Genomic DNA, 13,522 nt, shown 5'->3' on the forward strand with positions numbered 1-13,522 from the left:
AATGACACACCAGGAAAGGCGCTAAGTAAGAAGTGAGGTGATATTATGGAATATCAGTGTGATATCTTCATGCAAAGAAGTATTATCTAACAGGGGGTTAACGCGCTTAATTTTGTTTTTAACCTGAGCAGAACCTGGCAGACAGCTACCAATACAGTTTAAGGTAAGAGAAGCTTCCTGGGTAATGTGGCCGTGGCATCGAGCAGGGCATTGTTATGGTAGTGGTGAAACGGCGCTAAAGCGTGGCGGAAAAACTTTTGACAGAATGAGCAATCGGGCATAGAGAGGATTTCCCTTAACGGGTTGCAAAATTATTTGATTATATTTTCTATGCCCGTTCTATTTTACCCGCCCATTACTGGGAATTTCTCAGTAAAGGGCGAGGTCGTTAACACTCCACTCTACTGTAGAGTAAAATGCCATGAGCCAATCGGGCTTCTGGTGAGCACCATAATTCTCTCCTCACCGTCAATGACGACATAAAACTGGTCTTTTACTTTAAGACGTTTAGGGAAGTCTTCATTTTCATCGTATCGCACCTTTATTTTATCCCCAACGATATGCGCCTCTGCTTTTTTATCGTATTGAGGTAGATATATTGTCTTCTTCACGTTTAGCCTCCTTCTGATAAAGCGGAATTATCCTGCAAATTGTCATCAACTCGTTGCGGTAGTAGTGAAACCGCTCTGAAAAGTCGTCATGCAGTTGCGCCAGCTTGCACTTCATATGTCAGAACCAGGGGGCTTATATGCCCCCTGTAAGCGTCTCATGGCGCGGCCAGACTGACGCTAATCTTTCCCCGCACTTCTTTGCTGCGTGCTGCTACGGTGTATGGCATTGGTTACCCTTCTGACTGGAGTATATCGCGGGGACGTTATTCTGGTAGTCCTGGTTTGCGATAGGATGGAACAGGCGTTGAGTTTTTGTACGCCTTATGGTCATCACCAGGAGATGCCTTATGGGTAAGGGCGCAGGTAGTTTCAGAAACATGCACAAAAAACCCGACCATGGTGGTCGGGAAAGGAATCAATATTACTCTTGTATCACACACGCATTCATCCGCATGTGTAGTTTATTTAGCCTACCAGGCAGCAAGGATGATTACTGTAGGGACATTCTTAGGTTTGAAACTTCGGAATTTTCTGGTGAATGAGTTCGCTCCTGATGAAGCGCGAAGAGCTGGATAACAGGCACAATAAAAATGACGTGATGGCCGCCAGGCCGCCCCTCTGATTTCTCTCACAGTAAGCGTTAGATGGATCGTTCCCCATCGCAGGCGCTGACGATCGCTACAAATCCTCCGCCATTTGAGCAGGTACCAGGATACAAGGGAACGATAAACAGGCATGAAATGATGCTTAATTGACCGATTGAATCGTAACACTACCGGTTAACTTTTAACCTCCACTGTGGAGGGAATGACCATGCTTGTCAGAAATATCTCGTTAGCAGTAATCATCTTATATGGACTCATTTCTTCCGAAATGGTGCTCGCAAAAAACGCTCGTCTGAGTGACGATCAGGTTAAACAGCAGCTTATTGATCAATCCATTGCTTCGTATCCAGGCGTATGTGCTTGTCCATTTAATTCAGCAAGAAATGGCAGTAGCTGCGGCAGACGAAGTGCATGGAGCAAAGCTGGTGGCTATGCACCAATTTGCTATAAAAAGGAAGTTACCAGAGAGATGATCCTACAATGGCGGCAAAGCAACGATGTTTAACTGCCCCTGTCAGCGGATTTTTATCTACAGGGTTATCCAATAGTTACAGCGTTAACTGGTTACCTACATTAAAGTTCGACGGTCGGGTGGTGTAAAGCTTTCAGCCGCATTCGGACGTTATAACTATTTTTATCCGGGACATTGACCACCTTCTGCTGAACTGCGGCATGTGTTCATTACTTTTATTCATCCTTTTAGCAATCATCATGATTATTAAGCAATAATGGCCGATATGCTATCCGGGGTAACCGCGCAAAGTGTACGAGCGCTAAAATTTTTCTTGATAGCCAGTACCAACCGATATTACTGTATATACATACAGTAATTAACCGGTCACTCATTATGGAATTTTTAAAACCTGCTGAAATCAGAGCCGTCATTACTCTGCCATTGTTCATCGACCGCGTACCCTGCGGTTTACCCAGCCCGGCCCAGGACTATGTTGAGCAACGCATTGACCTGAATAATCTGCTTATACAGAAGCCCAGCGCGGCATACTTTGTCCGCGTAAGCGGGGATTCGATGATTGATGCCGGGATAACCGACGGCGATATGCTGGTGGTGGACAGCTCTCTTACCGCCACACATGGCGATTTCGTGGTGGCTTCCGTCTCTGGCGAGTTTACCGTTAAGGAATTACGCACACGTCCCTTTTTGCATCTCCTGCCGCACAATAGCCGATACTCCCCAATCACCTTTAAATCTGAGGATGAGCTGGAGATATTTGGTGTGGTGACCTTTACCATCAAAGCGTGCCGGTGAGATGCCTTTTGTGACGTCAACAGCTAATCGTTACCCCGTTCGGGACTGTCGGGTGCGGCATATCCTGGACGGTTCTGGTGCCGCGCATTACCCGCTGTTCCGCAGAGAGCAATGGTTCGCCGCATGGCCTGTACGGGGTTTGATTTTAAGCCGCTAAAAGAGAGCAGACGCTGTAGTTGGGATCCAATGTCCAGGGACGAGAGTCGGTATGAGATCGCTTTTCTGCGTCCCGGCCTCACCGGGCTGTGGGCGTAGCGATTGTCTGAGGCACCTTCGGTATGCTGCCAGCGCATCTGCTCATCTATCGGCTGCTCACTTCTTCAGGCGCTTTTTTTCCTTCGCTGTTTCGCACTGATAACGAATATCTCAACAGGATGTATATTTTTTTGATTTATATGATCTTTATCTGAATTGCTACTTCCTTTTATACAATTAATACCTTAAGTAATGATTTTTTTCATCTTAAAACATTTTTAGCTGCTGTTGAAACAACAGGATCAGGAGTGCGACGTAAACATTTAATTTAAGAGGCTATTATTTTTAGGCCGTAGTAATAACCACAAAGTACAAAGTTGTTTATTCCATGATATTTCAGCGCTTCGCTTATAAATTTTTTTTGCATAAAAAAACATAGCGGCTATGCTTAATTACTGAGTGACGGCAGGCAGGATAACTCTCTGATAACCTGCCGTTGACCTGGAAGTTAAAACTAGTACATTCAAAATGAGAGGTATTTATGACTGAACATCGCGGTGGATCCGGTAACTTCGCAGAAAATCCTGAAAAAGCCTCTGAAGCGGGCAAGAAAGGCGGCCAGAATAGCGGCGGTAACTTCGCTAACGACCGTGAAAAAGCCTCCGAAGCCGGTAAGAAAGGCGGCGAACACAGCCACGGTGGCGGCCGTAAAGAAAAGTAACAGCGTGTCGCTTCTTAATATGAAACAGTCAGCTCAGGCTATTTGTTTCTGATTAAGCTAACCTTAAGTGTATGACTGCCCGGGGCGTATAAATAAAATTATACGTTCCGGGCAGTCTTATTTTAACTGACATTTACTTCCGTTCATCTTTTATCGTCACAATCATGTCTGCTCCGTAAGGGGATATTATTTAATTCTGACAAAGCTGCGTTCTGCTTATGCTTTTAATGGGCTGGCATCGTTTTTTATTAATGACCTTTAAGTGCCATACGGGTAAATTTTTTTTGGTAGAATTGTTGCTGGTGTTGTTATTTTATTCTCGCTGAAAATATCCGGGTGTCACGTTACAGATCAGCTATCGCTTTATAAATTACTGATTATCCTGATACCGGATTATTCGACTGGCGCTTCCTGGGGGTGATGGTCAGCTAAGCCTCCTGCCCAAACCGTTGTTTGGCCTGGCGAAGGGGCCGCTGAAAAGCATGGCCTCGCAGCCTGTAATTAGCGTAACAGAGTCAGGTTGTAAAACAGTGAAAGCCGGAATCGCCACCGACTTTGCCCTTCTTTTTAACCTCTCCTTGAGCCACCTTTGCTGGCTTTTTTCCCACGCCAGTATTCCTCCAGATAAGGCAGCACTTCCAGAAAAAAGATGCCTGAAAGCACGGCAGTAATGTAACCAGCAGGCAACGGATCATCTCTTTGTTTCAGCTCAAACCGGGCAGGCTCGTCCCCAAAACCGAATAATGCCAGGAACTGTGGCCAGTGACGTGAAATGACCAGCAGGAGCGCCATCAGGGGGACCATTTCCAGGAAGCTGTGTATGTGCTGCTCAATCGGGGAAACCCGCCTTGCAGTCACGGCATAGCTGACATCCCATAAAGCAGTCGCCTCATGACAGAAAAACAGCACAATCATAAAGGCTATAACCAGCGAATTGACATCCAGAAACAGGGCCGCAAGTAATGGCAGGCCCATCTCTAAAAACATCAGAATATGTATGTAAGTTTCTTTAAGCCCGGTTGTCGTTTCAATATCCGTTGCTCTGTGGCAAAGCCAGTCGGCAAAACCGGCAATAAGCCAGACGGGCAGAACGAAGTACAGCAGTAGCAACATCTGTGGGTCGGAATGATACATTCTGTTTCCCCTTTATGACGGAAGGAGATAAAGCTTAGACTCAGGCTGACTATATGCAAGAAATCAGGAAAAGCGTCATTGCCGAAGCATCAGTTTTTTGGATCCCTGCCGGACTGAGCGTGACGCGCAGGTTTAAAGTCAAACCGCTTGTTAATGTTGCTCACTGCATTCAGGGCCGGCAAGTGCCAATTTTTTGCCAGCTTCTGTATCACTGTACTGCCTGAAGTTGTTGATAAAAAGCTGTGCCAGCTTGTGTGCTGCCTCAAGCCATAGATCTTCTGACTCCCAGCTATTGCGGGGATCAAGCAGGGTAGAATCTATGCCCGGTACGTTGTCAGGCACAGAAAGTCCAAACACCGGGAGTTTTGTATAAGCGGTCTCGCTGAGAAAACCATTCAGGATCGCGCTGATGATGTTGCGGGTATTGCTAAGAGAAAGACGCTCGCCTTTACTGTTCCAGCCTGTGTTAACCAGCCAGGCCTCTGCATTAATTTCTATCATTTTTGCTTCCAGCACGCTGGCATACTGGGTTGGATGAAGCAACAGAAATGCAGCACCATAGCAAGCTGAGAAAGTAGGGGTAGGATGCGTAATACCCCTTTCGGTACCCGCCAGTTTTGAGGTGAAACCAGAAAGGAAGTGATACTGCATCTGTTCTCGCGTCAGACGAGAAACTGGAGGCAATACGCCGAAGGCATCTGCCGTCAAAAAAATAATGTGTGCCGGATGTCCTGCGCGTGAAACCGGGGTGACAATATTATCAATATGCGAAAGTGGATAAGAGACGCGCGTATTTTCCGTTTTACGGCCATCAGCGAAGTCCACACTTCCATCCTCCCTGATTACTACATTTTCCAGTAACGCCCCATGCCGGATAGCCTTATAAATTTCAGGCTCAGCTTGTTTATTGAGATTAATCGTTTTTGCATAACACCCCCCTTCAAAGTTAAAAATACCTTCATCATCCCAGCCATGTTCATCATCACCGATAAGTTGACGTTCTGGATCCGTAGAGAGCGTGGTTTTACCCGTTCCTGACAGACCAAAAAAAAGCGCCACATCACCGCTGGTTCCACGGTTCGCAGAACAGTGCATTGATGCGATTCCGCGCTGTGGCAGAAGATAATTCATCACGGAAAAAAGACCTTTCTTCATCTCTCCGCCGTACCAGGTTCCGCCGATTAACTGAATATTCTCTGTCAGGTTAAAGGCCACAAAATTTTCGGAATTCATGCCGTGTAACTGCCAGGCGGCATTGGTGCATTTTGAACCATTCAGCACCATAAAATCTGGCTCAAACTCTTCACTCTCCTCTGCAGTAGGAGCAATAAACATATTTTTAACGAAATGAGCCTGCCAGGCGACTTCGGTAATAAAGCGGACAGCCAGGCGCGTGTCAGGACTCGCTCCGCACCAGGCGTCCAGAACATAGAGTTTTTTAGCTGACAGCTGTTCAGCGACGAGTGATTTGAGTTGTGACCAGACTTCAGGCGACAGCGGTTTATTATCGTTACGTCCTGCTCCGGAATCAGCCCACCACAAGCTTTTGCGGGTGGTATCATCCAGCACAATATATTTATCTTTAGGTGAACGCCCGGTAAATTCGCCTGTATCTACTGAAACAGCACCGGAGGATGTCAACACGCCGCGCTCAAAGCCTTCCAGCTGCGGTGAAGTTTCATGCCTTATAAGGAGGTCATAGTCAGGGTTATAAATGACTTCTGTTGTTTCTTTTATTCCAACGGATAAAAGTGTTTTTTCGATACTTTTTTGAATGTTCATATGATTCCTGTCTTATAAAATAATACATCTTAATGAGATATTTCATTTTAAATTGAAAACCATCTCGCCTTACATTACTTCATGTCACCCAGAAGAGAGTTGACATTAGAATTTATCTCATTCGTCACTTTACAGTTAACTTCATCCATAAGGTATGAGTGTTCTGTAATTGGCCTGCATCCAGTTTTATATGTTGTTTATAATGTTATTAATATCGTTGTGTCAGGCTGAGACTGAAAAGTTATTTTTCAGAAATGTTGGGGGTGAACCTGCCCCCTCTATCTTTAATTTAACTTTTCCGGCTGCCAGGTATCTTACCCATTGGTTGTGTATCTGCATAAATTTTCCTGTGATATGCCATGCATATCAGCATCAATATTCAGGTTCGAGCCGCCAGTAACGATCGCCATAACGGCAACTTCATTTATCGGTTATTCATCGTTTGCGACAGCGCTGGTATTTCACCGAGTCCCGCACCTTTTATTTTCATGCTCAGCTGAACGTTGCGATGAAAAACAATAGTGATCGCGGCAAGCAGAGCAGGTAAGGCAAGTAGATAAAAGATCGCTGACTGACCAGGAAACGCGCCCATTAACAGGCCGCCCAGTGATGAACTGAGAATGGCACCGATGCGACCAATGCCGTGCATCCAGCTCACCCCTGTAGCGCGAATTTCAGTAGGATAATAGGCTGGAGAATAGACCTGCAGGCCGTTTTGTGCGCCATTGATGCACATGCCAGTGATAAAAATAATGACACCCAGCGCGACGCCGCTCAGGCCGAACAGACCTTGCGTGATCAAACAGGCGCAGCCAATTAAATACACAACGCCGATCACCCATTTAGCACGTAGCTTATCCATCAGCGCACCGACAATAAGTCCTCCCAGCGGGCCACCAAGCTGGAACAGCCCGGCGATAATGGCGGCTTGCTCCAGTGAAATATCACCAGATCGCATGATGGTTGGTAACCAGCCGTTCAGTAGATAAATTACGAAGAGACCCATAAAATAGGTCAGCCAAAGGATGATGGTGCCGCGTGCAAAACCATGACGAAACAGCTCGGCAATAGTGCTGTTGCGTTTTACGCCGGGTGAATTAAGGATAAAAGCATTATCACCGCTGAAATTACCGCCCATGCGATTGAGAAGGGCGGCGATTTGCGCACGGGGCGCCTTGCGTACCACTAAATTCAGTGCTGATTCCGGCAGCAACCAGGCAATAAACGGCAGCATCAGTAACGGCACTGCACCGCCAAAAATCAGCACCGCAGGCCAGTGATAGTGCGCCAGCAACCCAGCGGCAATAAATCCACCCAGGCCAGAACCAATATTAAAGCCGCTGAACATCAGGGTAATCATGATGCCTTTACGGCGCTCGGGCATGTATTCCGACAGTAACGTTACGCAGTTCGGCATCACCGCACCCAGTCCAAGTCCGGCAATAAAGCGCAGTAGCGCCATTTGCACTGGCGTAGCGGCAAAAGCACAGGCAAGGCTGAATGCTGAGAACATCAGCACCGACAGTAAAATTATCCGCTTGCGGCCATAGCGATCGGACATCGGCCCGGCGATTAGCGCACCGAGCGCCACACCAAACATTGCTGCACCCAGAATGGGTCCCATTGCTGAGCGGCTGATGCCCCAGTGCTCTATCAGAGCCGGGGCGATAAAGCCCATCACGGCGGCATCATAGCCGTCAAACATAATGATGATCAGGCACAGCAGCAACACGCGCCATTGAAAGGACGAGACGGGCCGCTCATCAATCCACGCTTTTACATTGACCAGGTTATTTGCTGTCATTGGGTATGCTCTCTTTTGTGCCGCCTGCGGCAGCTATCGTTGTGTTAAGAGAAGGTAACAATCCAGCAACAAGGTAAGCGTGGTGAGCGGCAGTGTCTGTCAAAAAAGGCTTTTAGAAGTATGAGTTAGCTTTATATTGTGATGCATTTAACATGTCATTAAGCGCTATAAACCTCCTCAGAGCCTTTATACACAGGAGTCTGAGGAGATTTTTGATTCGGCACTATATGAATTTCGTTTAGGTTGTGGATTGCAGTGTTTCGCTGATACAGCGCAGTAATGCTTTGGTCGCCGGGGAGTGCAGTGCCCCCTGACGAAAAGTTAACCCAATTTCGCGGCGTGTATTCGGTAAACTAAGCTGCAAAGGGCTGAGGATCCCAGCGCGTAATTCATACTCCAGTTGATGCGAGGAGACCGCCGCGACCATATCGGAATGAAGCAAAATCCCCCGGACTATCGCCAGATCGCCGCTTTCAACTACCGGCTGCGGTGCATGCATGCCTAATGCCTGCAAAGCAAGATCCAGCAGATGACGGGCGGGGGTGTTATCACGTGGCAAGACCCACTGTGTCAGCGCCAGATCGTCAGGTGTAAGTGGGCGTCCGACAAGCGGATGTTGCGGTCGCGCCAGTAAAATAAGCTCCTCGTCGAACAAAACCTGATTATGAATATCCAGCACGACATCATTATGACGCAGTGCGCCAATGATAAAATCAATGTCGCCAGCCCGCAGTTCCGTCACCAGGGCGTTAAAAGCGCTCTCATTGGTTACTACTTTAATGCCGGGATAACGCCTTACCAGGCGCGTAATCGCCAGCGGCAGCAAATTGCTGCGGCATAGCGGTAACGCACCCACATGCACGGTGCCGGTTAATACGCCTTTCTGTGCCGCAAGGTCTTCGGGAATATGACGGATTTCATTTAACGCGCGGCTGATAAACGGCGCTATTTCACGTCCAGCGGTGGTCGGCATCATCCCTTTTGGTGTGCGCTGAAACAAAGGCACATCTGCTCCCTTTTCCAGCACCTTCAACGCCGCGCTGACTGCCGGCTGGCTAATGCCCAGCGAATTGGCCACGCTTTGCGTGTGGTGGAGCCGGTAAAGTGCCAGGAAAATTTGCAAACGTCGCAGGTTAAACAGCCAGATCGGCTCAACTTCTTCGCGGCCGCTGTCGCGCTGTTTTAGCTTACTGAGCAGTTGTGGGATCAGATGAAGTTCCTGAATGGCGCGTCTGGCACGTGGCAGGACACATTTTCCCATTTCTGTCAGCATCATGCCGCTCGCGTGACGCTCGAACAAGGGCGTAGCTAAAGTGTGTTCAAGATCACGTATTGAACGGGTAACGGCTGACTGCGTGCGAAATAATTTATTGGCGGCTTCAGATACGGTACCGCGTTCCGCAATCATGCAGAAGGCACGTATTTGCATGATTTTTAAAAAATTACTCTCTTTTTTGTTTTCCATTTTCTCAACAATTTTTATGAGGTCTGAATCACAACATAAATAGAATTCATAGCTCACGCAATGAAAGGCATTATTCGCGCTGTGGGCCTCATGACAGGATAAATAAAACAGTAAACGCAGGAATAGAAGATGGAAATGAACCCAAAAAAGAGTGCCTTAGTGGTCAGTGCACATTCTGCTGATTTTGTCTGGCGTGCAGGTGGTGCTATTGCGCTACATGCCTCACAAGGATACGACATGCATGTTGTATGTCTCTCCTATGGCGAACGTGGCGAATCGGCCAAATTGTGGCGCAAAGGGAATATGACTGAGGCTCTGGTGAAGCAAAACCGTCAGAAGGAAGCGGAAGCTGCGGCGCAAATTTTGGGTGCCAGTATTGAATTCTTCGATCTTGGTGATTATCCACTGCGTGCCGATAAAGAGACATTGTTCCGGTTAGCTGACGTGTTCCGTAAGGTACAGCCGCACTTCGTTTTGACCCATTCGGTAAACGACCCCTACAACTACGATCATCCGCTGGCCGCTAACCTGACACAGGAGGCGCGTATCATCGCTCAGGCTGAAGGTTACCGGCCGGGTGAGCCGATCATCGGAGCGCCGCCAGTCTATTGTTTTGAGCCTCATCAGCCGGAGCAGTGTAACTGGAAGCCAGACGTGCTGCTGGATATCACCTCCGTATGGGATAAGAAATACGCTGCGATCCAGTGCATGGCGGGACAGGAGCATCTGTGGGAGTACTACACCCGCGTAGCGTTACAGCGTGGTGTTCAGGCGAAACGCAATGTAGGCATCGCCTCGGCAAAAGTGATCAGCCATGGTGAAGGCTATCAAAGCCTGTTTCCACGCGTGACGGAGGATTTGTCATGAGCCTGGTAAATAAAAAGGGAGTAGTGGTAAGAAACATCGACCGTGTTGAAGCCAGGTTGATCTCACGTTTTGCGCGCTATGGCGTGGCAACTACACATGAAGCGCAGGGCCGCAGTGGATTACTGGATGTGCGTATACGGCCCATTCAGCAGAATCGCGCTATCGCAGGCAGTGCAGTGACGGTACTTGTCTCACCCGGCGACAACTGGATGTTTCATGTTGCGGTCGAGCAGTGTCAGCCCGGCGATGTGTTGCTGGTTACGCCAACCTCAGAGTGCCATGATGGTTTTTTCGGCGATCTGCTGGCAACCTCTTTACAGGCGCGCGGCGTTGTAGCACTGGTGGGTGATATCGGTATACGTGACAGCCAGGTGCTGCGTGAAATGAATTTTCCTGTCTGGTCACGTGCCGTCTATGCCCAGGGCACGATTAAGGCCACGCTGGGATCGGTGAACGTGCCGGTTACCTGTGCCGGAGAGTTAGTGAACCCCGGCGACGTCGTAGTAGCAGATGATGATGGCGTGGTTATTGTGCCGCGTGAGCGGGCCGCAGAGGTAGCTGAGGCGGCGCAAAAGCGTGAAGAGGCAGAAGAGGGCAAGCGCCAGCGCCTGGCGGCGGGTGAACTCGGACTGGATATTTACCAGATGCGCCCGCAGCTCGCCGAAAAGGGGCTGCGCTATGTTGATTCTCTTGATGAGCTGAAAAATAGCTGATGAAACAGACGTTTATTCCTTGCGTGCTGATCCGCGGTGGAACCTCAAAAGCCGCCTGCTTTCTGGCGGCTGACTTACCAACCGATGTTGCCACGCGCGACCGCGTATTGCTGTCAGTTATGGGGTCGCCAGACAGGCGGCAGATTGACGGTATCGGCGGTGCCGATCCGCTGACCAGTAAAGTAGCGATTATTTCCCCATCAACGCGGTCGGATGCGGACGTTGACTACCTGTTCGCTCAGGTAAATGTGGATAAAGCGAGCGTAGATTATGGCCAGAACTGTGGCAATATTCTCGCGGCGGTGGGGCCGTTTGCCATTGAGAAAGGGCTGGTGGCGAGTAAAGGTGCGGTGACGTCGGTGCGCATCTTTATGGTGAATACTGGGCAGATTGCTGTAGCGCAAATTGCCACCCCAGACGGGGAGGTGGAGTATGAAGGTGATGCGCAGATTGACGGCGTGCCGGGCTGCGCTGCAGAGCAGATACTGAATTTTCAGGATATTGCGGGCTCAAGCTGTGGCGCGCTTCTGCCAACTGGCAACGCGCGCGACCGTTTTGATGGCATTGAGGTGACCTGTATCGATAACGGCATGCCGGTGGTGCTGATACGTGCAGCCGATCTGCAACGCAGCGGTCTGGAAACGCGTGAACAGCTGGATAATGATGCTGAGCTAAAAACGCGTCTGGAATCGATTCGCTTACAGGCAGGCCCACGTATGAACCTGGGGGATGTTTCGCAGCGCACTGTACCTAAAATGACGTTAATCGCTGCACCAACGCACGGCGGCTGCATTAGCACGCGAACCTTCATTCCTCACCGCTGCCATGCATCAATTGGCGTGTTAGGTGCGGTAAGCGTGGCAACAGCTTGTCTGATCCCTGGATCTGTTACTGAAGGGCTCGCAGAGATCAGCAACGCTCCTGAGCAGCGTCTGGCGGTAGAACATCCCTCCGGTGAGTTTGGCGTAATGCTGACGCGGGACGCGGCGGGCAACGTCATTAACAGCGGTCTGATTCGCACCGCACGGCTGCTGTTTGATGGTCGCGTCGCCATTCCTGGTTCGGTTTGGTCAGGTAAATAAGGAAAGCAAAATGATGCGCATTGCGATTATAGGCTTTGGCGAAGCCGGACAAATTTATGCCCGGGATTTGGCTGGTGCAGCGGATGTGCGGGTATGGGATAAAAAATTTCCCGGCCTGCACGCTGATACTCTACGCGGACTGGCTGTAAAGAGTGGCGTGCAGCCAGCAGCTTCTCTGGCTGATGCGCTGGACGGCGCGAGTCTGGTGTTATCACTGGTGACTGCGGCCAGCGCGTTCGACGTAGCTGAACAGGCTGCGCCGCTGCTGCGTACGGGGCAGGTTTTTCTGGACTTTAATTCCGTCTCGCCTGAAACCAAACGTGCAGCGGCTAATGCTGTGGCTGCGGGTGCCGGCCATTATGTGGATGTTGCGGTCATGGCACCGGTACCGCCAAAACGTCTGGCTACGCCGCTGCTGATTGGCGGAGCAGAGGCAAGCAGCGTCACGCAAAAATTAAGTATGCTGGGCTGCAACGCACGGGCTGCCAGCGAGCGCATAGGCGACGTCTCGGCAATAAAAATGTGTCGCAGCGTGATGATTAAAGGACTGGAGGCGTTAACTACGGAGTGCCTTAGCGCAGCGCGGCAATATGGTGTTGAAGAGGCTGTTCTGGACTCGCTGCATGCCAGTTTTCCGTCTCTGGGATGGAACGATCGGCTGCCACACTATTTAATCAGCCGTGTCGCGGAACATGGCGTTCGTCGCGCTGAAGAGATGGGCGAAGTGGTAAAGACATTGCAGGACGTTGGTGTGACGGCGGCGATGAGCCAGGCAACGCAGCAGGTGCAGGCCCGGTTACCGGCAATAATGGGGAAGAAGAACATCCCTTATAACGATTTTTCCCCCTTCATCTGGCAGAATGTGGTCGATAGCCTGAAGTAAAGTAAAAGCGTTAAACCCAGGTGAATGGCTTAAATGAATAAGACAAATAAGCACTGTGTTGCTATTGCCAGGAACTAAGATGGCATTAAAAACAGCAGCAATACAACGACCAGATTTTGACTGTTGGCGATTAAACACTCACCTGGTAAACAGATGAATTTGAAAGGTGCGCATCTCTTTTAAAATGTTTTCACGATTTTTAAAGCATGATAGTGCATCCTGCATATTTAAATATGCATAAAAATATAAAACAACTTACCCTTAATTAAGAAACAGAATAAATGCCATTAATTCCATGCTTAAAAGGGTACAGGCAAATGAATGGTAATGGTGGAGTGCGAACGCTCTTTCCCTGAGCATTTCACCTTTTGATGGTACGATGACTTAAATTAA

At 49.1% G+C, this 13,522-nt stretch carries 12 protein-coding genes and 1 pseudogene; 7 read left to right on the forward strand and 6 right to left on the reverse strand.

Annotated features, from left to right (window positions below):
* Nucleotides 1-24 precede the first annotated feature (24 nt).
* Together SD961_RS08735 and SD961_RS08740 are read right to left on the reverse strand one after the other, a co-directional pair.
* Nucleotides 25-281 (reverse strand): annotated as a pseudogene (locus SD961_RS08735) (IS4/IS5 family transposase); the annotation flags it as partial.
* A 120-nt stretch (nucleotides 282-401) separates the two neighbouring features.
* Entirely contained in the window at nucleotides 402-611 is a 210-nt protein-coding gene (locus SD961_RS08740; protein ID WP_318789987.1) for a hypothetical protein, read from the reverse strand.
* A gap of 873 nt (nucleotides 612-1,484) precedes the next feature.
* Between SD961_RS08740 and SD961_RS08745 the strand changes: the two genes are divergently transcribed.
* The 3 genes from SD961_RS08745 to SD961_RS08755 all read left to right on the forward strand — a co-directional run bounded on the left by SD961_RS08745 (nucleotide 1,485) and on the right by SD961_RS08755 (nucleotide 3,399).
* On the forward strand, nucleotides 1,485-1,721 hold the full coding sequence (locus SD961_RS08745) for a hypothetical protein (RefSeq protein ID WP_412916671.1): 237 nt from the start codon (nucleotides 1,485-1,487) through the stop codon (nucleotides 1,719-1,721).
* A 342-nt stretch (nucleotides 1,722-2,063) separates the two neighbouring features.
* Nucleotides 2,064-2,483, forward strand: a complete 420-nt coding sequence (gene umuD / locus SD961_RS08750; RefSeq protein ID WP_318789988.1) for a translesion error-prone DNA polymerase V autoproteolytic subunit — start codon at nucleotides 2,064-2,066, stop codon at nucleotides 2,481-2,483.
* Between the two features lie 736 nt (nucleotides 2,484-3,219).
* On the forward strand, nucleotides 3,220-3,399 hold the full coding sequence (locus SD961_RS08755) for a general stress protein (RefSeq protein WP_318789989.1): 180 nt from the start codon (nucleotides 3,220-3,222) through the stop codon (nucleotides 3,397-3,399).
* Between the two features lie 567 nt (nucleotides 3,400-3,966).
* Here SD961_RS08755 and SD961_RS08760 read toward each other — a convergent pair.
* The 4 genes from SD961_RS08760 to SD961_RS08775 form a co-directional block, all read right to left on the reverse strand.
* A complete protein-coding gene (locus SD961_RS08760; RefSeq protein ID WP_318789990.1) occupies nucleotides 3,967-4,533 on the reverse strand; it encodes a diguanylate cyclase in 567 nt (188 codons plus the stop codon).
* Between the two features lie 150 nt (nucleotides 4,534-4,683).
* Nucleotides 4,684-6,315, reverse strand: a complete 1,632-nt coding sequence (gene pckA, locus SD961_RS08765; RefSeq protein WP_318789991.1) for a phosphoenolpyruvate carboxykinase (ATP) — start codon at nucleotides 6,313-6,315, stop codon at nucleotides 4,684-4,686.
* Nucleotides 6,316-6,739: 424 nt separating this feature from the next.
* Nucleotides 6,740-8,119 carry an aromatic acid/H+ symport family MFS transporter gene (locus SD961_RS08770; RefSeq protein ID WP_318789992.1) on the reverse strand — a complete coding sequence of 460 codons (1,380 nt, stop codon included), beginning with the start codon at nucleotides 8,117-8,119 and terminating at the stop codon, nucleotides 6,740-6,742.
* A gap of 238 nt (nucleotides 8,120-8,357) precedes the next feature.
* Complete coding sequence (locus SD961_RS08775; protein ID WP_318789993.1) at nucleotides 8,358-9,584, reverse strand: LysR family transcriptional regulator; 1,227 nt, start codon at nucleotides 9,582-9,584, stop codon at nucleotides 8,358-8,360.
* Between the two features lie 129 nt (nucleotides 9,585-9,713).
* Here SD961_RS08775 and galB point away from each other — a divergent pair, with 129 nt between their 5' ends.
* Genes galB through SD961_RS08795 form a run of 4 tightly spaced genes read left to right on the forward strand, consistent with a single transcriptional unit; the run spans nucleotide 9,714 to nucleotide 13,129 of the window.
* Nucleotides 9,714-10,451, forward strand: coding sequence for a 4-oxalmesaconate hydratase (gene galB, locus SD961_RS08780; protein WP_318789994.1), 738 nt, complete (start codon nucleotides 9,714-9,716; stop codon nucleotides 10,449-10,451).
* Nucleotides 10,448-11,164 carry a 4-carboxy-4-hydroxy-2-oxoadipate aldolase/oxaloacetate decarboxylase gene (locus tag SD961_RS08785; RefSeq protein WP_318789995.1) on the forward strand — a complete coding sequence of 239 codons (717 nt, stop codon included), beginning with the start codon at nucleotides 10,448-10,450 and terminating at the stop codon, nucleotides 11,162-11,164. Before galB ends, SD961_RS08785 begins: the two co-directional genes overlap by 4 nt.
* On the forward strand, nucleotides 11,164-12,246 hold the full coding sequence (locus SD961_RS08790) for a 4-oxalomesaconate tautomerase (protein ID WP_318789996.1): 1,083 nt from the start codon (nucleotides 11,164-11,166) through the stop codon (nucleotides 12,244-12,246). The genes SD961_RS08785 and SD961_RS08790 overlap by 1 nt, the downstream gene beginning before the upstream one ends.
* Before the next feature lie 10 nt (nucleotides 12,247-12,256).
* Nucleotides 12,257-13,129 carry an NAD(P)-dependent oxidoreductase gene (locus SD961_RS08795; RefSeq protein WP_318789997.1) on the forward strand — a complete coding sequence of 291 codons (873 nt, stop codon included), beginning with the start codon at nucleotides 12,257-12,259 and terminating at the stop codon, nucleotides 13,127-13,129.
* Nucleotides 13,130-13,522 lie beyond the last annotated feature (393 nt).

It is taken from the genome of Erwinia sp. MMLR14_017 (assembly GCF_033657285.1).
In the GTDB taxonomy this organism is placed as follows: domain Bacteria; phylum Pseudomonadota; class Gammaproteobacteria; order Enterobacterales; family Enterobacteriaceae; genus Erwinia.